At 64.9% G+C, this 23,634-nt stretch carries 20 protein-coding genes; 10 read left to right on the forward strand and 10 right to left on the reverse strand.

Translation table 11 applies throughout. The features are described from left to right. The first annotated feature begins 15 nt into the window (after window positions 1-15). Genes F7R11_RS25590 through F7R11_RS25620 form a run of 7 tightly spaced genes read left to right on the forward strand, consistent with a single transcriptional unit; the run spans window position 16 to window position 7,287 of the window. Window positions 16-738 (forward strand): alginate O-acetyltransferase AlgF, encoded by a 723-nt coding sequence (locus tag F7R11_RS25590; RefSeq protein WP_064806893.1) that lies wholly within the window; start codon window positions 16-18, stop codon window positions 736-738. Between the two features lie 29 nt (window positions 739-767). Further along, window positions 768-1,820, forward strand: coding sequence for an alginate O-acetyltransferase AlgX-related protein (locus tag F7R11_RS25595; protein ID WP_082932909.1), 1,053 nt, complete (start codon window positions 768-770; stop codon window positions 1,818-1,820). Then, on the forward strand, window positions 1,817-2,992 hold the full coding sequence (locus F7R11_RS25600) for an alginate O-acetyltransferase AlgX-related protein (protein ID WP_064806895.1): 1,176 nt from the start codon (window positions 1,817-1,819) through the stop codon (window positions 2,990-2,992). The genes F7R11_RS25595 and F7R11_RS25600 overlap by 4 nt, the downstream gene beginning before the upstream one ends. A 7-nt stretch (window positions 2,993-2,999) precedes the next feature. Next, window positions 3,000-4,613: an MBOAT family O-acyltransferase gene (locus F7R11_RS25605; RefSeq protein WP_064806897.1), complete on the forward strand. Its 1,614-nt coding sequence runs from the start codon at window positions 3,000-3,002 to the stop codon at window positions 4,611-4,613. Window positions 4,614-4,637: 24 nt separating this feature from the next. Then, window positions 4,638-4,874 (forward strand): acyl carrier protein, encoded by a 237-nt coding sequence (locus tag F7R11_RS25610; protein WP_031328656.1) that lies wholly within the window; start codon window positions 4,638-4,640, stop codon window positions 4,872-4,874. A gap of 9 nt (window positions 4,875-4,883) precedes the next feature. Next, window positions 4,884-6,362, forward strand: a complete 1,479-nt coding sequence (locus F7R11_RS25615) for a D-alanine--poly(phosphoribitol) ligase (protein ID WP_064806899.1) — start codon at window positions 4,884-4,886, stop codon at window positions 6,360-6,362. After that, the gene (locus tag F7R11_RS25620; RefSeq protein ID WP_064806902.1) at window positions 6,355-7,287 is read left to right on the forward strand and encodes an alpha-amylase family protein; all 933 of its coding nucleotides are present in this window, start codon (window positions 6,355-6,357) and stop codon (window positions 7,285-7,287) included. Before F7R11_RS25615 ends, F7R11_RS25620 begins: the two co-directional genes overlap by 8 nt. 161 nt (window positions 7,288-7,448) lie before the next feature. On the opposite strand, the gene F7R11_RS25625 is transcribed toward F7R11_RS25620, so the two are convergent. The 4 genes from F7R11_RS25625 to F7R11_RS25640 form a co-directional block, all read right to left on the reverse strand. After that, window positions 7,449-8,984 carry an efflux transporter outer membrane subunit gene (locus F7R11_RS25625; protein ID WP_064806904.1) on the reverse strand — a complete coding sequence of 512 codons (1,536 nt, stop codon included), beginning with the start codon at window positions 8,982-8,984 and terminating at the stop codon, window positions 7,449-7,451. A gap of 25 nt (window positions 8,985-9,009) precedes the next feature. Continuing rightward, window positions 9,010-12,216 carry an efflux RND transporter permease subunit gene (locus F7R11_RS25630; protein WP_064806906.1) on the reverse strand — a complete coding sequence of 1,069 codons (3,207 nt, stop codon included), beginning with the start codon at window positions 12,214-12,216 and terminating at the stop codon, window positions 9,010-9,012. Window positions 12,217-12,244: 28 nt separating this feature from the next. Beyond that, a complete protein-coding gene (locus F7R11_RS25635; RefSeq protein ID WP_064806907.1) occupies window positions 12,245-13,552 on the reverse strand; it encodes an efflux RND transporter periplasmic adaptor subunit in 1,308 nt (435 codons plus the stop codon). Between the two features lie 110 nt (window positions 13,553-13,662). Then, window positions 13,663-14,745: an alpha/beta hydrolase gene (locus F7R11_RS25640; protein ID WP_064806908.1), complete on the reverse strand. Its 1,083-nt coding sequence runs from the start codon at window positions 14,743-14,745 to the stop codon at window positions 13,663-13,665. Between the two features lie 315 nt (window positions 14,746-15,060). Between F7R11_RS25640 and F7R11_RS25645 the strand changes: the two genes are divergently transcribed. The 3 genes from F7R11_RS25645 (at window position 15,061) to F7R11_RS25655 (ending at window position 17,691) form a co-directional block, all read left to right on the forward strand. Next, entirely contained in the window at window positions 15,061-16,005 is a 945-nt protein-coding gene (locus F7R11_RS25645; RefSeq protein WP_021192603.1) for a LysR family transcriptional regulator, read from the forward strand. Between the two features lie 99 nt (window positions 16,006-16,104). Next, complete coding sequence (locus F7R11_RS25650) at window positions 16,105-16,581, forward strand: hypothetical protein (protein ID WP_064806913.1); 477 nt, start codon at window positions 16,105-16,107, stop codon at window positions 16,579-16,581. Window positions 16,582-16,926: 345 nt separating this feature from the next. After that, window positions 16,927-17,691, forward strand: a complete 765-nt coding sequence (locus F7R11_RS25655; RefSeq protein ID WP_064806915.1) for a Mut7-C RNAse domain-containing protein — start codon at window positions 16,927-16,929, stop codon at window positions 17,689-17,691. A 65-nt stretch (window positions 17,692-17,756) separates the two neighbouring features. On the opposite strand, the gene F7R11_RS25660 is transcribed toward F7R11_RS25655, so the two are convergent. The 6 genes from F7R11_RS25660 to F7R11_RS25685 form a co-directional block, all read right to left on the reverse strand. Then, complete coding sequence (locus F7R11_RS25660) at window positions 17,757-18,182, reverse strand: organic hydroperoxide resistance protein (RefSeq protein WP_021192600.1); 426 nt, start codon at window positions 18,180-18,182, stop codon at window positions 17,757-17,759. Between the two features lie 150 nt (window positions 18,183-18,332). Beyond that, window positions 18,333-18,794, reverse strand: a complete 462-nt coding sequence (locus tag F7R11_RS25665) for a MarR family winged helix-turn-helix transcriptional regulator (RefSeq protein ID WP_031328651.1) — start codon at window positions 18,792-18,794, stop codon at window positions 18,333-18,335. 43 nt (window positions 18,795-18,837) lie between these two features. Then, window positions 18,838-20,304 (reverse strand): alpha,alpha-trehalose-phosphate synthase (UDP-forming), encoded by a 1,467-nt coding sequence (gene otsA / locus F7R11_RS25670; RefSeq protein WP_064806916.1) that lies wholly within the window; start codon window positions 20,302-20,304, stop codon window positions 18,838-18,840. Next, window positions 20,301-21,086 carry a trehalose-phosphatase gene (gene otsB / locus F7R11_RS25675; protein WP_064806918.1) on the reverse strand — a complete coding sequence of 262 codons (786 nt, stop codon included), beginning with the start codon at window positions 21,084-21,086 and terminating at the stop codon, window positions 20,301-20,303. Before otsB ends, otsA begins: the two co-directional genes overlap by 4 nt. A 160-nt stretch (window positions 21,087-21,246) precedes the next feature. Then, window positions 21,247-23,298, reverse strand: a complete 2,052-nt coding sequence (locus tag F7R11_RS25680; RefSeq protein WP_064806920.1) for an NADPH-dependent 2,4-dienoyl-CoA reductase — start codon at window positions 23,296-23,298, stop codon at window positions 21,247-21,249. Window positions 23,299-23,394: 96 nt separating this feature from the next. Beyond that, window positions 23,395-23,568: a hypothetical protein gene (locus tag F7R11_RS25685; RefSeq protein ID WP_021192595.1), complete on the reverse strand. Its 174-nt coding sequence runs from the start codon at window positions 23,566-23,568 to the stop codon at window positions 23,395-23,397. Window positions 23,569-23,634 lie beyond the last annotated feature (66 nt).

The raw sequence follows: 23,634 nt of genomic DNA on the forward strand, positions 1-23,634 counted from the left end.
CCTATGCAACGTCGCATGACATTGACCGATTTGATGCGCGCGCTGGGCACGGTGCTCGTGCTGGGCGTGCCCGCCGCCGCGCACGCCGCCGCGCAGGATGTTGCCAGCCTGTACGGCCCGCAGCCGCCCGCCAACGCCACGTATGTGCGCGTGGTCAACCTGGCCACGCAATCCGCCCGCGTGACGTTGCCGGGCAGCGAAGCCGCGCAAACGCTGGCAGCCGGCGCATCGACGCGCCTGAGCGTCGTGACCCCAGGTACGCCGCTGCGCGTGACGGTCGATGGGCGCGAGCCCGTGCAGGCAACCGCCGCGGATGCCGCAGGCGCAGTGTCGGCCAGTGACGCCACTGCCGGCCAGGCCATTACCGTGATGCTCACGCGGGAGTCGCAAGGCTGGCGCGCCACGCGTGTGGCCAACCCGCAGGAGCGTCTGGATGCCATGCGCGCCACGCTGCGCGTCTACAACGTTGCGGGCGGCGCCTGCGCGGGGAAGATCGCCGTGGCCGACAACGGCCCGACGGTGTTTGCGCAGGTGCCCGCAGGCACGCAACAGGCCCGCGCCATCAACCCGATTGCCGCCCGCCTGACGGGCAGTTGCGGCAATGCCACGACGGCGCCGCTGCAACTGCCCACGCTGGCCGCGGGTGACAGCTACAGCCTGTTCCTGGCCGGCGATGCTGCCAAGCCTGTACTCACCGGCGTGCGCGATGACATCGCCTGGCCGCCCGCCAAGAAGTGAATCTCACCACCGAATTTGAAGGCCACTCTATGACCGTATCGCTTCGTTCACCGCTCGGCTCCGACAGCCAATCCATCGATGCCCGCCGCCGCCGCGTGCTGTTCTCGCTGGGCGCCGCACCGTTGGCCGGTGCACTGGCCGGGTTGCCGAGCCTCGCCCTGGCCGTGCAGGGTGCACAAGCGCCTGCCACCAAGGCCCAGACCATCATCGAAGGCCGCGACCGCTGGCTGTTCCCCGGTTGGGAAAGCCTGACCGAAGACGATACCGCCGGTTGCCTGCAAGCGCTCGATCTCATCCGCAAGGCGGCGGACAAGCTCAGCGCCGCCGATATCCGCACGGTGATCGTCATCGCGCCGCTCAAGGCCCGTGCCTATGCCGACAAGCTGCCCGATGGCATGACGCTGTCACCGGCGGTGAAGGGCCGCTACGCCGCACTGGCGGCCCACGCCGGCAAGATCGGGCTCGACATGGTCGACGCAGAGGCGGCCATTGCCACCGTCAACCCGACCGACGACACCACGTTCATCCGCGCCGACTATCACTGGTCCGCGCGTGCCGCCGAGGCCAACGCCGCCGCAACGGCCAAGCTGCTGCAAGCGCGCGGCTTGTTTACGGAGCGCACCGGTGGAGGCACGCGGCTCGGCAAATGGACGGAAGAGATCAGCTACGGCGATCTGGCCGACCTGCTGCCGCCGGAAAAGAAGAAGGCGGTCGGCAAGGACCACTTCTTCGTTCGCCAGGCCGGCAACAACAAGGATTTGCTCGATAGCGCACCCTCCCAGGTGCAGGTGGTCGGCAACAGCATGGTGCAGCCATACCTCGGTTTTCCGCAGAAGCTCTCGAACGCCATCGACAGCCTCGTCGGCCTGACCTGGACGTTCGGCAACGTTGGCCCGTGGAAGACGCTGCTGAACTATCTGGAGTCGCCTGCGTTCAAGTCCGCCAAGATCAAGGCGCTGGTCTGGCAGTTCAATGAAGGCCAGATGATGAACGGCCCGAATGCGGCAACGCAGTGGGATGCCGCTTCGATCATGGCGGAAGACGCGTGGCTGGCCCGCCTGGACAAGGCACTCGCGCGATGAGCGACGGGCTCGCACGTTCTTCTGCAACCGCACTGCCCGGCCAGGAGCCGGCAGAGGCTGCGCCGCCGGATCGGTCTGCGTTCTGGCACCGGGCGTTGGCTTGGGCTGTGGCGGTGCTTCTGATCACCGGCCTTGGCATGGCGGTGGTTGCACTGGTCCGACAAACTGACAACGGCGAGCCGTTCAAATGGGCCGGGTGGCGTGACGGCACCCTGGGCCACCAGATTGAAGGTGCCATCGACGTGCCGTACGCGCGCACGCTGCACCGCTGGCAGGCTGCGCTGCGCTATCGCGTGCTGGGCGATCTCGGCCAGCAGGTGCGCGAGGGCTGCCCTGGCTGGCTCTTCTACGCCGATGGATTGCGCCCGCCCCCCGCTGCGGCCGGGCAGGTGCGGCAGGTGGGCGTGCCGGGTGCCGATGCATTGCTCGATGCCCGCATCGCGACGCTGCACCGCTACGCCGACGCCCTGCGCAAGGACGGCATCCGCTTGGTGGTTGTGACGGTGCCCGACAAGGCGCGCGTTGAAGCGCAGGCCCTCTGCGGCTTGCATCAGGACGCTCGCATGACGCAGCGCCTTGCCGGATGGCAGCAGGCGCTGGACGCCGCTGGTGTCGCGCGTGTGGAACTGCTGCCCGCATTGCAGCAGGCAAGCCCCGCGTACTTTCGCACCGATGTGCACTGGAACGCGAGCGGTGCGCAGGCGGCCGCCAACGTGATCGGCGCGGCCGTGCTGCCGTTGCTGGGTGGGCGGGGCGAGGCACGCTTTGAGCACCAACAGGCAGCAGCAGAGCCCCGCGTTGGCGACCTGCTCACGCTCAGTGGTCTGGGCGATGTGCCCGACGCATGGCGCCCGGCGCCCGATCTGGTGGCCGCGCAGACCATCAGCGCGGTGCATTCGGGCGGCCTGCTTGATGACGCACCGCCGGTCGAGGTCATGCTGGCGGGCAGCTCGTTCTCACGGCGCAGCGAGTTTGCGGGCCGCCTGGGCGAACAGCTTGGCCGCGAGGTCTGGAACGTGAGCCTGGACGACGGCCAGTTCGACCGTGCCATGCAAGCCATGTGGGACAAGCGCGCAACGTGGCCCAAGAGTGTGCGTGTGCTGGTGTGGGAGATGTCGGAAGACGCGCTGCACCTGCCGGTCAAGACCCTCCCCAACGGCGCCAGCCATTGAGGCCGAGATGCTATTCAACTCGTTCATTTTCCTGACGCTGTTCCTGCCGGTTTCGATTGCCGGCTACTACCTGCTGGGTGCGCGCTCGCCGCGTGCGGCGTCAGTCTGGCTGTGCGTGGCGTCGTTCCTGTTCTACGGATGGTGGAACCCGTCGTTCGTGCTGCTGCTCACGTTGTCGATCGCGTTCAACTTTGCGATGAGCTGGCTGATCCTCAGCAACCCGGCGGGGTCGCGCGCGCGACGCGCTTGGCTGGCCTTCGCCATCGTGGTCGATCTGGCAGTGCTGGTGCGCTACAAGTACCTGGCGGCGTTGATTGGAGTCGTGGTGAACGCGGCCGACATCATGCCCGCTGGCTGGGTTGCCGTGGCGATGGAAGATGTGGCGCTGCCGCTGGGCGTGTCGTTCTTCACCTTCACGCAGATCGGCTATCTGCTTGACTGCAATGCAGGCATCGTCAAGGAGCGCGATCCGCTGGGCTTTATCCAGTTCGTCACGTTCTTCCCGCACCTGATTGCCGGGCCGATCCTGCACCACAAGGAAATGATGACGCAGTTCGCGCGCCCCGAGACGTATCGGCTGCGTGCGGAGAACCTGTCCATCGGCCTGACCATGTTCACCTGCGGGCTGGCCAAGAAGCTGCTGCTGGCAGATGCAATTGCGCCGTACGCCGACCATGGCTTTGCCGCGCCGCACGAGCTGCAGATGCTGGCCGCCTGGGGCGCTTGCCTGGCCTATGCGATGCAGCTGTACTTCGACTTCTCGGGCTACTCCGACATGGCGATGGGGCTGGCGAAGATGTTCGGGGTGCGCTTCCCGCTCAACTTCAATTCGCCGTTCAAGGCCGGCAGCATCATTGAGTTCTGGCAGCGCTGGCACATGACGCTCACGCGCTACCTGACCAGCTACCTCTACTACCCGATGGCGATGCGCATCAACCGTGCGCGCATGACCAGCGGCAAGTCGACCGGGCGCTTGGCGCAGCGCTCGATGGGCGGTTTTGCGGCCACCGTGGCGGTGCCGACCTTCTACACCATGGGGCTGGCTGGGGTGTGGCATGGGGCAGGGCTGCAGTACCTCATCTACGGCTTGCTGCATGCGGGCTTCCTGAGCGTCAACCATGGCTGGCGGGCGTGGCAGGCTGCGCGTGCGCCGGCTGGTGCACCGGCGCAGCCAGCACCGCCGACGCCGCTGCGGCATGCGGCCAATGTGCTGCTGACCTTCTTTGCGGCGCTCGTGGCGTTCATCTTCTTCCGTGCCCACGGCGTGCATGACGCGCTGCAGATGCTGGGCGGCATGGTTGGCCTGCGCGGCATCGAGCCGCTGGGCTGGCCCGCCTGGGGCGAGGCCGGCATGAGCGGCCTGGAGTGGCTGCGCATCGTGCTGGGCCGCTCCATGCTGGCGCTGCAGATCGTGCTGATGCTGGCCATCGTCTGGTGCCTGCCCAACGTGCACCAATGGATGGGCCGTTTCTCGCCCGCGCTGGAGCGTCCTGCCAATGCAGCGGCTGCGCGCTTTGGCTGGCGCCCCTCGCTGCGCTGGAGCGTGGTCATCGTCGCTCTGTTGCTGTTCTGCATGGCGCAGCTGCACGGTGAAGTGCGCTTCCTCTATTTCCAATTCTGACCGCGCTTAGTCGCAACCATGACCATGACTCAAACCGAAACCCTGCTGGCCGATGTAAAGGCGCTTGTCGAGAACGTCGTACTCCGCACGGTCGAACCCGACACGCCGCTGATCGAAATGGGGCTGGTCGATTCCGTACTGGCGGTCGAAATCGTGATGGCTGTCGAAATGCAGTTTGGCGTGCGTGTGCCGCCCACGGAGATTGCCGAGCATCTGGCCTCGGTCAACGCGCTGGCGGCGTATATCCAATCCAACAGATAGGAGAGGGCGATGCGGTTCGATCTCAATACGGGTACGTTCGTCGATACCGGGCTGCGGCCCGACCAGGATGCGGTGATCGGTGCCGATCGCACGCTCACCTGGCAGGCGCTTGCCGAAGAGGCGGCTGCGTGGTGCGCACAGGCACGCGAGGCCGGTTTTGCTGCCGACGTGCCGGTCATCGTGCGCGGGCACAAGGAAGCCGCCTTCTTTGTGGCGATTGCCGGCGCGCTGATGCTGGGTGCGCCCTTCGTGCCGCTCGACACGATCTACCCCGATGAGCGCATGGACCGCATCGCGCGCACGCTGGGCGCGCATGCCTACTACGATGCGCGCACCGCTACGTTCGAGCGCCTGCCGTATGCCAGCCATCCGCAGCCGCTGCAGGAGAAGGGCCTGGCCTACGTGCTGTTCACCTCGGGCACCACGGGCGAACCCAAGGGCGTGCAGATCGGCCGCGAAAGCGTGCATACCCTGGTTGACTGGATGGCGTACGACTTTGCGCTGGGGGCGTCGCCGGTGTTCCTGAATCAGGCGCCGTTCAGCTTCGACCTGTCGATGTACGAGGTGATGGCCACACTCGCGCTGGGCGGCACCGTCGTGCTGGCCTCGCGCGAGGCCATTACCCAGGGCGATGCATTCCTGAAGATGCTGGCTGCGCACGGCGTGACGACGTGGGTGTCGACCCCGTCGTTTGCGCAACAGCAGTTGCTGCAGCCGGATTTCTCGGGGCAAGGCCTGCCGACGCTCGACACCTTCCTGTTCTGCGGCGAGGTGCTCCCGGTCACACTGGCACGTCACTTGCGCCAGCGTTTTCCAAAGGCGCGCATCATCAACACCTACGGCCCCACCGAGGCCACCGTGGCCACCACCTGGATCGTGGTGGACGATGCGATGCTTGCCGGCGCAGATAAATTGCCCATCGGCTATCCCAAGCGCGGCAGCGAGGTCTTCGTGCAGGACGGTGAGCTGTGCATTGCCGGCCCGCACGTGATGCGGGGTTATCTCAATCGGGAAGACCTCAACGCCACACGCATGTTTTCGCACAATGGCACGCGCGGTTTCCGCACAGGCGACCTGGGGGCGGTGGATGAACTCGGCCGCCTGTTCTGTCATGGCCGGATTGACGACCAGGTCAAGGTGGGCGGCTACCGTATCGAGTTGCTGGAGATCGATGCCGCGCTGGGCAAGCTGCCCGGTGTGCAGAGTGCAGCAGCGGTGCCGTTGCGGCGGCCCGATGGGTCGGTGGCGCGCATTGTCGGTTTTGTGCAGCCTGCCTCAGGTGATGCGCACGCGCCGTTTTTACCGCAAGACTGGAAGGCATCGTTGGGTGAGGCGCTGCCGCCGTATATGATTCCGTCGGAGTTGATTCCGCGGCAAACGTTGCCGGTGTCCGTCAACTTCAAGATTGATCGCGCCAAGCTGGCGCAGGATTACCGTGACATGCAACTCAACCCGAGCCGCCCAACCGAGGGCAAGCACAATGGCTGAACGCCGTCCTTCCTGGCGATGCGCCGCGCTGGTCGTGGCGCTGGCCCTGTCCAGGTCGTTGACGGGCGGGGCGGTCGCGCAGGAGCTTGCCGGCGAGCCGCTCGCACAGGGCGTCGTCTGGCAGCCGGATGCCCTGCACAAGAACCCGAGGGGCACCTGGGACAGGCTCGGTGTCAGCAACCTGCTGGTGCAATGGACGGCCGTGGACGATGCCACCTTCGTGTCTGGCGCCCGGCCGTCGGCGGTGGCACATGCACCAGACTGGTCGCGCATTGCCGCCGAGCCCTGGGCACGCAACGTCATCGTCGGGCTGGCTGGGGCATTTGATGAAACCTGGGCACGCGCCCACGTTGAAGAGCTTGCCGAGCGCTCGCGAAACCTGGTGTCGGTGCGCCCGCCCGTCAATGTCGAGGGCTGGTACTTCCCGGTGGAAGTCGATCCCACCTGGAAAGACATGGCGCGGCTCAAGCGCGCGCTGGACCGGCTGCCGCGCCCGCTGTGGATCAGCGTGTACGACCATAGCGAGCTTGGCGCCCAGCAATTTGCCGACTGGGTTGCACGCTGGCTGCCTGCCGACGTGGGCGTGTTCTGGCAGGACGGTTGCGGTGCATTCAAGCGTGACCCGGCCACTGCGCGCGCCTACGCCAATGCATTGGCTGGGCGCTTCGGCACCGAGCGCGTACGCGTGATTGCCGAGGCGTTTCGCCCCAAGCGCCGCGGCGGTTTCCGTCCCGCCACCGCGTATGAGTTGGCGCCACAACTGGCGCACTACCAAGGCTTCAAGGTCTACCTGTTCGACGGGCCGCACTACGTGTCGCCAACGCTCGTCGATGGGCTGCTCAAGCACCCGCTGCGCAATACGCCGGGATTGGCCCTAGAGGTGCCGCAACCACCTGCGAAGATCGGTTCGGGGCAGGATTCGTAAGCGCTCGGGATCTCGTGGCGACGCTCTCGCTGGGGCCGGTGGGCTTGGGCGAGGGCTGAGTGTCTGGAAACGGCGGCAATCAAGCACAGAAGCGTTCGGAAAAAAAAGCGCGGCCGAAGCCGCGCAGAGTCTCGCTTTCCAGAGAGAGAGGAAACGAATCCTTACTGTTGCGCCACCGTTGCCGGCTGCGCCTGTTCTGTCGGCAAGTCACCCCAGCCACCACCCAGCGCCTTGATCAGCCCCACCGTCGCATTCACGCGGCTGCCGGCGAGCTGCACGCCGATGCGTTGGGCAGACAGCATATTGCGCTCGGCATCGATCACATCCAGGTAGTTGACCGAGCCCGCGTTGTAGCGCGTGCGCGAGAGCTGCGCGGCGCGCGAGGAGGCGCGCACGGCATCGTCCTGGGCTTTCGATTGATCAGCCAGCAGGCGCAGTTCCGACAGGTTGTCTTCCACCTCGCGGAAGGCGACCAGTACGCTTTCCCGATAGTTGGCGACGTTCTCTTCGTACGCGGCACGCGCCTGCTTCACACCCGCACTGCGTGCACCGCCGTCAAAGATCGGCAGCGACAGCGCGGTGCCGACCAGCGGCCCGAGAATCCACGTGCGGCTGCCCCACTTGAGCAGATCACCGATGTCGTGCGACTCATAGCCGAAGCCGCCCGTGAGCTGCAGCTGCGGGAAGAACGCCGCACGCGCCGCACCGATGCGTGCGTTGGCCGCAGCCATCGAACGTTCTGCCGCGGCCACATCGGGGCGGCGCTCCAGCAGGGCAGAAGGCAGGCCAGCTGGCACGCGCACTTCAGCGGCCTGCAGCGGGTCAGTGCCCATCGTGAAGTCGGCCGGTGCCTTGCCCAGCAGGGTTGCCAGCGCGTGTTCGAGCACGGCGCGACGGCGCTGCACGCCGATGCGGTCGGAACGTGCCGTGGCCAGTTCGGCGTCGGCACGCGCAACATCCAGCTCGCCGATGTCACCGGTGTTGAAGCGGCGCTGCACGAGCTTGAGCGCTTCTTCGCGGCCGACCAGGGTACGGGCGAGCAGCGCCTCTTCCGCATCGAGCGTGCGCAGGCTGAAATACGTCTGTGCCACGTCGGCTTGCAGTGATAGCCGGGCGGCGCGGTACAGCGCTTCGACACGCTCGGCATCTGCACCGGCCGCGTCGATGTTGTTGCGCACGCGGCCGAACAGGTCCACCTCATACGCTACCGTGGCCTGCGCACGCCAGTACGTCTGCGGCTGGACGGGCGCGCCCACCGGCAAGCCCGCCGATGCAGCGGAACCCCGCTGGCGCGTCGGGCCGAAGCCTGCATCCAGTTCTGGGAACAGCGATGCACGGTTGGCTTGCACGAAGGCGCGCGCCTGGTTCACGCGCGCCGCTGCCGCGGCCAGCGTGGGGCTGGCTTCCCCGGCCTGCGCTTCGAGCTTGTCGAGCGTCGAGTCGTTGAAGACCTTCCACCACGCACCGTCGGCGGGCAGGGAGGGCTCGGCGGTCTTCCACTTGCCTTGTTCGCCGGCGGCCAGCGGTGCATCTGCTGGTTGTGCAGCTTCCTTGAAAGCCGTGGGCGTGCCCACATCCGGCTTCTCGTAGGTCGGCGCCAGCGAGCAGGCCGCGAGGAACAGCGCGGCAGCCAGTGCCAGCGGGGTCCAGCGGCCAGGCCGCGTGGCCTGACCTGTGTGTTGTTTGAACGCGTTCATAGCGATGTCTTGATTAGTGTTGACCTTAGTGCTGACCTGAGGGCACGGGCAATGCGCCATCCAGGTCCAGATCACGATCGGGTGCATCTTCCGCACGCTGGCCGCGGCGCGTGGCCAGCGTGCGCAGCAGCACATAGAACACCGGCGTGAGGAACAGGCCGAACAGCGTCACCCCCAGCATCCCCGCGAACACGGCCACACCCATGGCATGACGCATTTCCGCACCGGCGCCGGTCGACACCACCAGGGGCACCACACCCATGATGAAGGCGATGGACGTCATCAGAATCGGGCGCAGACGCAGGCGGCAGGCCTCGATGGCGGCTTCCACGATGGAGCGTCCTTGCAGTTCAAGCTCGCGGGCAAATTCGACAATCAGGATCGCGTTCTTGCACGCCAGCCCCACCAGCACCACCAAACCGATCTGCGTGAAGATGTTGTTGTCGCCATGCGAGAGCCACACACCCAGCATGGCGGCAAACAGGCTCATCGGCACGATCAGGATCACGGCCAGCGGCAGCGTCAGGCTTTCGTACTGCGCAGCCAGCACCAGGAACACCAGCAGCACGCAGATCGGGAAGATCCACACGGCGGAGTTACCGGCCAGGATTTGCTGATACGTCAGGTCCGTCCACTCGAAGCGCACGCCCTTGGGCAGCGTTTCATGCGCAATGCGTTCCACAGCCGCCTGTGCCTGGCCCGACGAGAAGCCCGGTGCCGGACCACCGTTGATGTCAGCCGAGGTGTAGCCGTTGTAGCGCACCACCATGTCGGGGCCAAAGCCTTGCGACACACGCAGCAGGGAAGACAGCGGCACCATGTCGCCAGCGGCGTTACGCGTCTTCAGTTGCAGGATGTCTTCTGCATGGGCGCGGAACGGCGCGTCTGCCTGCACCTTCACCTGATACGTGCGGCCGAAGCGGTTGAAGTCGTTCACGTACAGCGAGCCCAGATACACCTGCATGGTGTCGAACACGTCCGTCACCGGCACACCCAACTGCTTGGCCTTCACGCGGTCCAGGTCGGCATTCAACTGCGGCACGTTGATCTGGTAGCTCGAGAACGACGGGCCCAGCTCAGGCGTCTGACGTGCCTTCGCCATGAAAGCCTGCGTGGCGGCAAAGAGCTGTTCGTAGCCGACCGAACCACGGTCTTCCAGTTGCAGCTTGAAGCCACCCACCGTGCCGAGGCCTTGCACCGGCGGCGGTGGAAACACTGCTATGAACGCATCCTTGATGGCGCCGTACTGCTTGTTCAACTGGCCCGCAATCGCACCGCCCGACAGGTCGGCGCTTTTGCGCTGGTCAAACGGCTTGAGTGTGACGAACACAATGCCGGCGCTCGGGCTGTTGGTGAAGCCGTTGATCGACAGGCCCGGGAACGCCACAGCGCTTTCCACGCCGGGGTGCTTCAGGGCGATGTCCGACATGCGGCGGATCACGTCTTCCGTGCGGTCCAGCGAGGCGCCGTCCGGCAGTTGCGCAAAGCTCACCAGGTACTGCTTATCCTGCATCGGCACGAAGCCGCCCGGCACCTTGTTGAACAGCACGGCGGTCAGTCCGATCAGTGCCAGATAGATACCGAGCATGACGGCCTTGCGACCGATCACGCGCGACGTGCTGCGGCCATACGATTCCGAAGCCGCACCAAACACGCGGTTGAACGGGCGGAAGATCCAGCCAAGGCCCTTGTCCATCACACGCGCCAGCCAATCTTTCGGCGCGTCATGGCCCTTGAGCAGCAAGGCAGCCAGTGCCGGCGATAGCGTGAGCGAGTTGAATGCCGAGATAACGGTCGAAATTGCGATCGTCAGCGCGAATTGCTTGTAGAACTGACCGGTCAGGCCCGTCATGAAGGCCAGCGGCACGAACACGGCAATCAGCGTCAGGGCGATGGCGATGATCGGGCCGCTCACCTCACGCATGGCCTTGTAGGTGGCCTCGCGTGGTGATAACCCTTCGGCGATGTTCCGCTCGACGTTTTCCACCACCACGATGGCATCGTCCACCACGATCCCGATCGCCAGCACCAGCCCGAAGAGGGACAGCGCGTTGATCGAGAAGCCGAACATCAGCATCAGGCCAAACGTACCGATGATGGACACCGGCACCGCCAGCAGCGGAATGATCGATGCACGCCACGTCTGCAGGAACAGGATCACCACGAGCACCACAAGCGCCACCGCTTCCAGCAATGTATGTGTGACCGCTTCGATACTCGATCGGACGAACTGCGTCGGGTCATAGACGATGCGGTAGTCGACGCCTTCGGGAAAGTCCTGCTTCAGTTCCTCCATCGTCTTGCGCACGTCATCCGAAATCTGCAGCGCGTTGGAGCCTGGCGCCTGGAAGATCGGAATGGCCACCGCCTGCTTGTTGTCCAGCAGCGAGCGCAGGCCGTACTCCGATGCGGCCAGCTCAATGCGGGCCACGTCACGCAGGTACGTCACTGCGCCATTGGGCGAGCTCTTGAGGATGATGTCGCCGAATTCCTGCTCGGTCTTCAGACGGCCCTGTGCGTTGACGGACAGTTGCAGGTCGGTGCCCGGCACCGACGGCGAACCGCCGATCACACCGGCAGCCACCTGCACGTTCTGGTCACGGATGGCACGTACGACTTCGTTGGCGGTCAGACCGCGCTCGGCCACCTTGTTCGGGTCGAGCCACACACGCATCGAGTAGTCACCCGAGCCGAACAGTTGCACCTGGCCGACGCCGCTGATGCGTGCCAAGCGATCCTTGACGTTGAGCACCGCGTAGTTACGCAGGTACGTCATGTCGTAGCGGTCATTGGGCGACAGCAAGTGCACCACCATCGTCAGGTCGGGGCTGCTCTTGATGGTGGTCACGCCCAGGCGCTGCACAACATCTGGCAGGCGCGGCAGCGCTTGCGACACGCGGTTCTGCACGAGCTGCTGTGCCTTGTCCGGATCGGTGCCCAGCTTGAAGGTGACCGTGGTGGTCATGTTGCCGTCGCTGTTGGCCTGCGACTGCATGTACAGCATGTTCTCGACGCCGTTGATCTGTTCTTCGAGCGGCGAGGCGACGGTCTCGGCAATCACCTTGGGGTTGGCGCCCGGAAACTGCGCGCGCACCACCACCGAAGGCGGCACGACCTCGGGGTATTCCGAGATCGGCAATCGCCAGATCGAGATGATCCCGATCAACAGGATCAGCGTGGAGAGCACGCCCGCAAAGATCGGGCGGTCCACGAAAAATTTAGAGAAGTTCATGGCTGTGAGCGATGAGTGTCAGTCGCAATCAGGCGCGGTCGGCCGGAAGGCGTTGTGCGTTGGCTGCAGTCTTGGCGTTCGCGGGCTTGGTTTCAGCCTTGGCGGCAGGCGCAGTGGATGTGTCGGCTTTGGCCTCGGCGGGTGCGGCAGGCGCTTCAGGTTGCGCACCCGGCAGCACCACGCGCTTGGTGACCAGGCTATCCATGGTCACCGAATTGGGTGCCACGGCATCACCCGGGCGCACGCGCTGGATGCCGTTGACGACGATGCGATCACCCGCCTTCAGACCCGACTTCACCACGCGCAGGCCGTCGATGGAGGCACCCAGCACAACCGGGCGATAGCTTGTCTTATTGGCTGCATCCACCACCAGGACGAACTTCTTGTCCTGGTCCGTGCCGATGGCCTTGTCGCTGATGAGGATGGCGTCGTGCGGCGCGCCGGTGCTCATGCGTACGCGGGCGTACAGGCCCGGCGTGAGGCGGCCGTCGGCGTTGTCCAGCGTGGCGCGCACGCGGATCGTGCCCGAGCGCACATCCAGGCGGTTGTCGACGGACTGGATGGCGCCTTGGCGCGTGTAGCCGTCTTCATTGGCCAGGCCGATATAGACCGGTGTCTTGGTGCCCTGCGCGGCCTTGGCCGAGTACCGCAGGTAGCTCTGCTCGTCGGCATCAAACGCCACGTACATCGGCGACACCGACACCAGCGTCGTCAGCACCGGCGCAGCACCACCGCTGGAGACCACGTTGCCCACGGTGATTTCTGCACGCGACACACGGCCTGCGACCGGCGCCACGATGTGCGTGTATTCCAGGTTCAGCTTGGCAGCATCCAGTGCGGCAGCGGCGCCTTGCAGGTTGGCCTGCGCCTCGCGTGCGGCGTTTTCTTTCTCTTCAAACTCGCGGCGGGCGATGGCGTTGTCGGCCACCAGCTTCTGCGCGCGATCGAGTTCCGATGTGGTGTAGGCCACGCGCGATTTGGCGGCGGTCAGCGCGGCTTGCGTGCGGGCGACTTCAGCCGCGTAGGGGCGCGGGTCGATGGTGAACAGCGGGTCGCCCTTCTTGACGATGCTGCCGTCCTTGAAGTGGACCGCCGTGACGGTGCCGCCCACCAGCGGACGGATCTCGACGCGCTCAACGGCTTCAATGCGGCCGGAGAATTCATCCCACTCCGCCACGTTGCGCGCGACGACGGGTGCCACATCCACTGGCGTGGCGGCGGGCGCGGCCGGTTGTTGCGAGGCGCCGGCACTGGAAACAAGGCCGTAGGTGCCCACGGCGGCAACGCCAAGCACTGCTGCAGCCGAAATGGCGATGGTGCGTTTGGACAGGCTCATGATGTCTCTCGATTTCGTTGGGTCAGCAAAGAGGAAAGGTTGGAAAGCGTTTGGGCCGCAGCGTAGAAACACGCGCGCGGCCTCGCACTCCGTTTCTTGTTGTTGTGGGTTCAGCCAGGCGTCTCCCCGGTTGCGTCAATGGAGGTTGGGGTTTTGCGATCCGCACGTGCGCGGCGTTTGCGAGGCGTCGCCGCCTGACGCGTCATGCCCAGGTGCCAGCGCAGGAAACAGGTCATCTCGTCTTGCGCGACGGCGCTCATGGCAATCGAGTCATGACAGACCTCGCTCACGCGTACGACCTGCGTGACCACGCCTGCTTCGATAAGGGCGCCGGCGTAGCGCTCGGCTTCCGTGCGCAGCAAGTCTTGCGGGGCCGTCAGCAGCAGGGCAGGGGGCAGGCCCTGCAGGCGGCGCGATTCCACCGGCGCGGCATACGGATGCACGCGCTCGGTCGGTCGGGGCAGGTACTGGCGATAGCAATCAGCGCAGACTTCGGCCGAGTTGGTGGCGTTGGCCAGGTGATCGGGGCGCACGCGCGCCATGGTCGGGTCCAGCATGGGGGCGATCAGCACCTGCGCACGCAGGTTGGGGCCGCCACGGTCACGCGCGATCATCGTCAACGCGGCCGACAGGTTGCCGCCCGCATCGTGACCGGCCACGGCCATGCGACGGCGGTCGATGCCCCAGGCGGCGGCATGCTCCGCCATGCAGCACAGCGCGGCGTACACATCTTCGGGCGCAGCAGGGAAGGGCGCCGCCGGTGCCAGCGAGTAGCCGACCGTCACCACCACCGCAGGTAGCGTGGCCGCAAGGTGGCGCGCAGGGGCATCCGCATCGTCAATCGAACCATTCACGAAGCCGCCGCCATGCAGATACAGCACGGCTGGCTGGCGCAGCGGGGCAGCCTCGTCGGCGTGCATTTCTGGGTGGAATACGCGCAGCCGGATGCGGTTGGCGTAGCCCTGCGTCCAATAATCCTCGGCCCGCACCTCGCGTGGCAGGGCATCCCCCGGTTTTCCGGCGGGCAGTCGCTGCTCAGGCAATGCGCATGCTGCGCTGCGCAAATGGTGATCCCGTGCAACATTGGTGGCGCCATTGGCGGAGAGCGAACGCTCCGCACGAACATCGGCTGAAGCCGGCGAGGTGGCGAGCGAGCGATCCGAAACAACCAGACGCGGTGGAGAAGAACCCATGATGTCAGGCGGGGCTTACCTTTGCGGATAACCCGGATGTCGATGGGCTGAATGATGGTGATTAGACGATCGCGGATAAATGCCTATAATCAGACATCACTATTAGTCACAGCCGAACAATCAAAATCCACGGTTGTGCTACAAAGTGGCATTGCTCGAGGCCGATCTTATTGCGCTGCAAAATCCCTGCGCGCAGCAATGTTGATTAATCGAGCCAACCGGGTGCACCCCTTCAGATTCCACAGGTCCAGCGCATTGCCGTTCTGATTCCGGCAGTGCGCCCGCCCCGTGGAGTCCGACCCTCAGGAGCCGCAGATGGATCGATTGCAGGCCATGCAGGTTTTCACGCGCGTTGTGGAAGCCAGCAGTTTCACCAAGGCTGCCGACAGCCTTCAGTTACCCCGCGCCACAGTGACAAACCTGGTGCAAAGCCTTGAGGCGCACCTGGGCGTGCGCCTGCTGCACCGGACCACACGCCGTGTGAATGTCACTGCTGATGGTGCGGCTTATTACGAGCGCTGCGTGCGGCTGCTCGGTGACTTGGAAGAGACCGAAGCCGCCTTCTCACAAAGCGCATCGGGTGCACGCGGCACGCTGCGTATCGACGTGCCCGGCTCGATTGGCAAACGGTTGCTGGTGCCGCGTATCCGTGATTTTCACGACGCGTACCCTGATCTTCAGCTCGAGATCGGTATGAGCGACCGCACCGTCGACCTGGTGCAGGAAGGCGTGGATTGCGCCGTGCGTGTGGGTGAGTTGCAGGATTCCAGCCTGGTGGCGCGCCGCATCGGCCAGCTGTCGATGGTGAACTGCGCTTCGCCGGAATACCTCGCGCGGCACGGCACGCCCACGACGCTGGAGGATCTGCAAGATCACACGGCGGTGAACTACTTCTCGCCGCGCAACGGGCGCCGCATGGATTGGGATTTCGTTATCGACGGCCAGAAGCAGATCCACAAGGTGCGCGGCATGGTGTCCGTCAACGATGCGGAATCCGCCGTGGCGTGCGGGTTGCATGGCCTGGGCCTGATGCAGACGGCGCGCTTCCTGGTGTACGAGCACCTGATGTCGGGCGCGCTGGTGGAAGTGCTGCCGGACTACGTCTCAGAGGCATTGCCGGTGTCGGTCATCTACCCGCACAACCGCCATCTCTCGCCCAAGGTGCGGGTGTTTGTGGACTGGGTGGCGACGCTGTTTGCCGACCATCCGTGCCTGCAGTTGAAAGAAAACCCGCGGCTTCAGATTGTTAGCGCCGCCTGAACAGTCTTTTTTCGGAAGTCACATTTATCAATCGGGAGCAACGATCTATTCTGGGTTCCAAGCGCAACACAACGAGCGCAACCGAACAAGGAAACGATCATGAACTCCCGCCTCTCATCCCTCTTCTCCCGCCGCGCTGCATTGGCCCTGGTGGCTACGCTGTCGGCTTCCGCAACCCTGCTGTCGGCCCAACCGGCCGCCGCTGCAGAGCAACCCAACTTCGATGCTCCCGCTGCCACGCAGGCTGGCCGCTTCGATCCGTACACCCAAGGCGCCGACCGCCAGGCAGACACCTACGGCTATCTGTCGCGCGCCGGTGACCGCTTCGACCCGTACAGCCAAGGTGCAGGCCGCCAAGCCGACACGTACGGCTATCTGTCGCGCGCTGGTGACCGTTTCGACCCGTACAGCCAAGGCGCTGACCGCCAAGCCGATACCTACGGCTACGTAGCGTGGAAGAGCGATCGCTTTGACCCGTACAGCCAAGGCGCCGACCGCCAGGCCGATACCTACGGCTACCTGGCCTGGAATGGCGACACCAGCTACCCGAATGGCAGCACCGCATCGCGCGCTTAAACCGCACCCCTGATTTCTCCTCCCTTGTTGTGGCGTGACTGAATAGGTCACGCCTTTTTTTTTGCGCGAGCGTCGAGCTCAACAGTCCAAGCGTCGCGAAAAAAAAACTCGGAACGCCGAGCTCAGAACTCCAAGCACCGAACCCGGAATCTGGAAGTCACAGAGCTCAGGACTCTGGACATGACATTCCAGGCTTCACGCGTGGAGCTCAAAGCCCGGCGTGCGGTGTTCGGAGGGTGGCGCGCAGGGCTTGGCCCTCCAGTCGCCACGCAGCGATCTCCGTGTGAGGGCAGGCGGGCTGCGCTGTCAGGGCGGCAATGCCGGGTTGAGAGTATCGTGGCAGTCATGCAGACCATCGCTTTCACGTTCGATGCCGACCTGACGCCGCTTTTGCCGTCGGCCTTGCGCGGGCACACCATTGCGCGTGCCTGGGCATCGGGCGCCACGCTCAAGCACGCCATTGAGGCGCTCGGTGTGCCGCATACGGAAATCGGCCAGGTGTTCGTCGATGGCCGTGTGGAGGTGCTCGAAACCATGCTGCCGGTGCATGGGCACGTTGTGGTGTCCGCCGTGGAACCCACGCTGCCGAGTGAGCCGCTGCACTTTCTGTGCGACGCGCACCTGGGCGCCACCGCCCGCCTGCTGCGCATGGCTGGTTTCGATACCGCTTACGACAACAACTACGCCGACGCCGCCATCGAAGCCCTGGCGCAGGAGGAAGACTGGATCATCCTGTCGCGCGATCGCGAATTGCTCAAGCGGCGGGGTATCCGGCGTGGTGCATTTATTCGTGCGCAAGTGCCGCAAGAGCAGATGCGTGAGATCGTGGCGCGCTTCCAACTGGCTGGTGCCGCCAAGCCGTTTTCGCGCTGCCTGGAGTGCAACGTGCCGCTGCGCATGCTGAGCGTGGAAGAGGCCGCCGCCAGCGTGCCCCCGCGTGTGCGCGAACGGCAGCGCCTGTTCAGCACCTGCGATGTCTGCCGGCGTGTCTACTGGCCGGGCTCGCACTGGATGCGCATGAATGCCGTGCTGGCCGGCATGCTGGCGCCGCAGGACGACGAGGCGCCGAACATCGAGCACATCCTGCGCAGCGGCAGCGCTGGCGCTTGAATGCAAAACGCCCGCCGTGTGTTATCACCGGCGGGCGTTTTTACACCACGCAATCGCTCAAACCATCAGACCAGGTTCAGGCGCACGTCGATGTTGCCGCGCGTGGCGTTCGAGTACGGGCAGACGATGTGAGCGCGTTCGACCAGCGTTTGCGCTTCGGCGCGGTCCATACCGGGCAGGCTGATGGCCAGTTCGACTTCGATGCCAAAGCCATTGGGGATCGGGCCGATGCCCACGGTGCCTTGCACGCTTGCATCCGCCGGAATGCGCAGCTTGTCGCGTGCCGCGACGAACTTCATCGCACCGATGAAGCAGGCGCTATAGCCGGCAGCAAACAGCTGCTCGGGGTTGGTGCCTTGACCGCCGGCACCGCCAAGCTCACGGGGCGTGGACAGGCTCAGATCCAGGCGGCCATCGGCAGTGGTGGCGCGGCCATCACGGCCACCGGTGACGTTGGCTTGGGCACGGTAGACGACGTTTTCGATCGACATGGCAGTTCTCCTGATGAAGGTTGGGAGCGAAGTGCAACGACTGTCGGAGCCGAAGCACTGGGGTGAATTAGTTTGCTATTAAATAGCGTGCTATATATTTACTTCAAAAAAACGGGCGCATTGCGGCACCCGCGGGGTCGTGCTCTTGCTTCAGGCGGCGTGTTTGAAGAGCCGCCCGCGCAAGTCATTCAACTGTGTGCGCAAGGATTCGATCTCCTCCGGCGCGCATTCTGCGGCGGCACCGATGCAGTTCGGCACGTCCTTGGCGCGTTCCTGCAGCTGCCAGCCTGCGTCCGTCAGCGAGATGATCACTTGCCGCTCATCCGCCTCCGAACGCTGACGCTCGACCAGGCCCGCCGCCTCCAGCCGCTTGAGCATGGGGGTGAGGGTGGCGGAATCGAGAAACAGCCGCTCGCCGATAGCTGATACGGTTTGCGCGTCGTTCTCCCACAGCACCAGCATGACAAGGTATTGCGGATACGTCAGGCCCAGGGGCTTGAGCAGCGTCCGGTATACCTTGTTCAACCCGATCATGGTCGAGTACAACGCGAAGCACAGCTGCACATCCAGCGTCAGGTTCGGGTACGGAGAGGAGGTCTTGCGTGTGTCCATGTCGAGCATATTAGATCGTGTGCTATCTAATAGCAAGCTAAATTTATGTAACAGCCTCATGTGAGGCGACGTGCACATCGCTCGCCACGTTGCGAAGGTCGGCCACGAAGCGCTCGCGCCAGACCGTCAGGTTGGCTGTGCGTAGCCGATCCATCATGTGGGCGTAGCGTGCCTTGCGCTCTTCCAGCGGCATCGTCAGTGCACGGTTGAGTGCCTCGGCCATGCCGCGTGTGTCGTACGGGTTGACGATGAGTGCCGCATCCAGCTCGCGCGCCGCACCGGCAAAACGTGAGAGCACCAGCACGCCCGGGTCCTCAGGGTCCTGCGCGGCCACGTATTCCTTGGCAACCAGGTTCATGCCATCGCGCAGCGGCGTGACGTAGCCGACGTGCGAGGTGCGGAACAGCGCCATCAGCACGCGCCGCTCGTATTGCTTGTTGATGTAGCGGATGGGTGTCCAGTCCAGCTCCGAATGCTTGCCGTTGATGCGCCCCGATTCGGCCTCCAGGCGTTGGCGAATCTGCTGGTAGCTCTGCACGTCCTGGCGCGAGGTCGGCGCGATCTGGATGAAGGTCACGTGCCGGCGGTGGTCCGGAAAATCATCAAGCAGTTGCTCGAATGCGTGGAAGCGCTCAGGCAGCCCTTTTGAATAGTCCAGGCGGTCCACGCTCATGATGAGCTTGGGTTGGCTCGCCAGGCTGTTCGTCTGTTCACCGCGAGGGTTGGTGTGCCGCATGAACGGACTGAGCGGATTACGCCGCGCCAGCGACGACACCGCCTGCTGTGCGATCTCATCGGGGTGCACGCCGATGGGGTAGACCTCTGCGCGCAGCGTGTGGCCGAACGCATGCACCGGGCCGTTCTGTTCCTTGTTCTCGATGTAGCCGCGCGCCTCGCGCTCGATGTAGTCGTAGAAGGCGACGCGGTCGGTTTCGGTCTGGAATCCGACCAGGTCGTAGGCACACAGCGCGCGCATCAGCTCTTCGTGCGGCGGGATCGTCGTCAGGATTTCCGGCGCCGGAAACGGGATGTGCAGAAAGAACCCGATGCGGTTGGTCAGCCCCAGCGCGCGGCATTCGGCAGCAAATGGAATCAGGTGATAGTCGTGCACCCAGAGGATGTCGTCGGGCTCGACCAGCGCCTTGAGCTGATGCGCGAACTGCGAGTTGACGCGTCGATAGCCGTGATACTCCTGCCGCTGGAAGCGCGCGAGATCGACGCGGTAGTGAAAGATCGGCCACAGCGTCGCGTTGGCAAAGCCGCGGTAGTACTGGTCGTAGTCGCGCCGGCTCAAGCCGACGGTGGCATAGGTGATGTTGCCCTTGGAAACGATGGCGGGCTCGCTGGATACGGTGGTTGCGCTCTGTGTCGTCACCTCGCCGCTCCAGCCGAACCACACGCCGCCGGTTTCGCGCAGCGCATCGAACACGCCGACGGCCAGTCCGCCCGCCGTCCCCTGGCCTTCGGTCATGGGCGCAACGCGGTTGGAGATCACAATGAGCCGGCTCATATGCGATCTCGCTGATCTGGAAGCATCGCAGCCAACCACGCGCGCAGCGCTGAGGGATCGTGCACGCGCCACCGTGCCTGGCTCGGGCCCGTGCCGATCTTGACCGACCAGCCGTTGAGCGTGTTCACCGCGTCGAAGGCGCTTTCGTCCGTCAGGTCATCGCCGGCAAACAATGGCGTGCGCCCCAGGAAGGGGGGCTCGGTCATCAGGGTGTGTACGGCATCGCCCTTACTTGCACCACGCGGCTTGAGCTCGACGACCATCTTGCCAGCCTGCAGGCGGATGTGTTCTGCGTAGCGATGCGCGAGGCGATTGGCCAAGGCGAGCACGGTGTTCTCTGCGTCCGGCGTGTGACGGTAGTGCAGCGCGAAGGCAATGCCCTTGCTCTCCAGCATGACGCCCGGCAGTTGTACGAGTACGGCGCGCAGTTCACGCTCCAATTCGGCGATGACATCTGCGTCGGTGTTCAGGCGGACAACGTTGCCATCGGCACAGCGGCGTTCCGCGCCGTGCACGCCGGCAATCACCAGGCCGGGCAGGGCGAGCAGGGATTCGAGGTCATGCACTGTGCGCCCGCTGACGATGGCCAGCGCACCGCCGCAGGCCGCATGCAAGGCAGCGAGGGTTTTGCGCAGCGGCGCAGAGACACGCACGGCATCGGGGTGCGGGGCGATGTCGACAAGCGTGCCGTCAAAGTCCAGCAGGAAGGCCGTGTGAGCAACATCGACCTCGGGTAGAGGCGACGCGCTGGTGGAATGTGGTGATTGATCGCTCTTGGGCAAACCGGTTCATGTGAATGTGCGTGATGCGATGTTTCACGCAAGAACCGGACCGACCACGCCAGGCGCTGTCGATTCGCCATCTGCGGCCGGTTTGAATGGGGATGGGCTTGTAAAAACGGGTGCGAGGTGCAAATCCTTCACCGCACACGTGTAGCAAGCGTCACAGCGATGCGGCCAGTCGTGTGCCTTGATCGATGGCGCGTTTGGCGTCGAGTTCGCGCGCTTCATCCGCGCCGCCAATCACATGCACCTTGGCGCCGCCGGCCTGCAGGGGTTCGACCAACTCGCGCAGCGGTTCCTGCCCAGCGCACAGCACGATGGAGTCGACTGCGAGCCATTCAGCAGCTTCGCGTTTTTCGCCATAGCTCACTAGGAGGCCTTCGTCGCCGATGCGCTCGTAGTTGACGCCGCCCACCATGCGCACGCCCATGTTCTTCAGGCTCGTGCGATGGATCCAGCCGGTCGTCTTGCCCAGGCCCGCACCCAGCTTGCCGGCGCGCCGCTGCAACAACATGATGTCGCGCGCTGGCGCTTCGGGCAGCGGGCGGATGCCATCCACGCCGCCGCGCACCTGGGTCGGATCGCCGACGCCCCATTCGGTGCGCCACGTCTGCAGGTCCAGCGTGGGCGAGTGGCCATCGAGCGCGAGGAATTCGGCCACGTCAAAGCCGATGCCGCCCGCGCCGACAATCGCCACGCGCTTGCCCACCGGCTTGCGATGGCGCAGCACGTCGATGTATGACAGCACGCTCGGATGGTCTTGCCCCGGAATCTTCGGATTGCGCGGCGACACCCCTGTCGCAACGATGATCCCGTCGTACTTGCCCGCCAGCAACTGCTGCGCATCCACGCGCGCGCCCAGGCGCAGCGTCACGCCGGTGGCCTCTACGCGGCGCGTGAAGTAGCGCACCATCTCGTGAAACTCTTCCTTGCCCGGAATCGTCTTGGCCATGTTCAACTGGCCGCCGATTTCCGTTGCGGCATCGAACAGGTCCACCGCATGGCCGCGCTCCGCCAGCGTGATCGATGCCGACAGGCCCGCAGGCCCCGCACCCACCACCGCAAAGCGGCGCTTCGCGGGCGTCTGGCGGATGACCAGCTCGGTCTCGTGGCATGCGCGCGGGTTGACCAGGCAGCTCGCAATCTTTGCCTTGAACGCGTGGTCCAGGCATGCCTGATTGCAGGCGATGCAGGTGTTGATGTCCTGCGCGCGATTCGTCGACGCCTTGCGTACGAACTCAGGGTCGGCCAGCAGCGGGCGCGCCATCGACACCATATCGGCGCAGCCATCGGCCAGCACGCTCTCGGCCACTTCCGGTGTGTTGATGCGGTTGGACGTGACCAGCGGAATGCCGACCTCGCCCTTCATCTTCTTCGTCACCCAGGCGAAGGCGGCGCGCGGCACGCTCGTCGCGATGGTGGGGATGCGCGCCTCGTGCCAGCCGATGCCGGTGTTGATGATGGTGGCGCCTGCCTGCTCCACGGCCTTGGCGAGTTGCACGACCTCTTCCCACGAGCTGCCGTCGGGAATCAGGTCGATCATCGAGAGGCGGTAGATGATGATGAAGTCGCGGCCGACGGCTTCACGCGTGCGGCGCACGATCTCGACGGCCAGGCGCATGCGATTGGCGTAGCTGCCGCCCCAGTCGTCGGTGCGCTTGTTGGTGTGGGTGACGAGGAACTGGTTGATGAAGTAGCCCTCGGAACCCATGATCTCGACGCCGTCGTAACCGGCCTCGCGGGCCAGTTGGGCGCAGCGCACGAAGGCGCGGATCTGGCGCTCGATGCCGCGTGCTGACAGTTCACGCGGCGTGAACGGGCTGATGGGGGAGCGCAGCGCGGTGGGCGCCACGGCAAACGGGTGATAGCCGTAGCGGCCGGTATGCAGGATCTGCAGCGCGATCTTGCCGCCTTCCTGGTGTACGGCGTCGGTCACGATGCGGTGACGGCGTGCGGCGCCATGCGTGGCCAGGCGCCCGGCAAACGGCTTGGTCCACCCGGCAATGTTGGGCGCAAAGCCGCCCGTGACGATCAGGCCAACATCACCGCGCGCGCGTTCGGCAAAGTAGGCGGCCAGGCGGTCGAAGTGGTTGCCGTCTTCCAGCCCGGTGTGCATCGAGCCCATCAACACGCGGTTCTTGAGCGTGGTGAAGCCGAGATCAAGCGGGGCAAGCAGGCGAGGGTACGGCGAGGAGGGCGTGGAGGAGGACATGTCCGGCGCATCACGTGATGTGGAAACGCGCCGGACGGTAGCACCCAAGCGCCCGTTGGAACAACAGGGCGGGGTTCTAGATGTGGGGGGCGCGCGTCAGGATTTTTTCGGGTCGTCTTCGGCGGGCTTGCCGAGCAGCGCCTTCAGCAGTTTGTTCTGAGGAATTGCCTTGCCGGTGCCTTGGCCTGGCTTGCCGGTCCGCTGGCTGTCGCGCTTGAGGTTATTGGCGATCTTGAGGCCCTTGAGTTTTTCGAGGTCGGTTTTCTTCACGATGGGGTCTGCTAGGAAGCTGATGACGGCATGTTACGCTCGGCAGGATACGCGAATTGCCAAACA

This window comes from Ralstonia insidiosa, assembly GCF_008801405.1.
In the GTDB taxonomy this organism is placed as follows: domain Bacteria; phylum Pseudomonadota; class Gammaproteobacteria; order Burkholderiales; family Burkholderiaceae; genus Ralstonia; species Ralstonia insidiosa.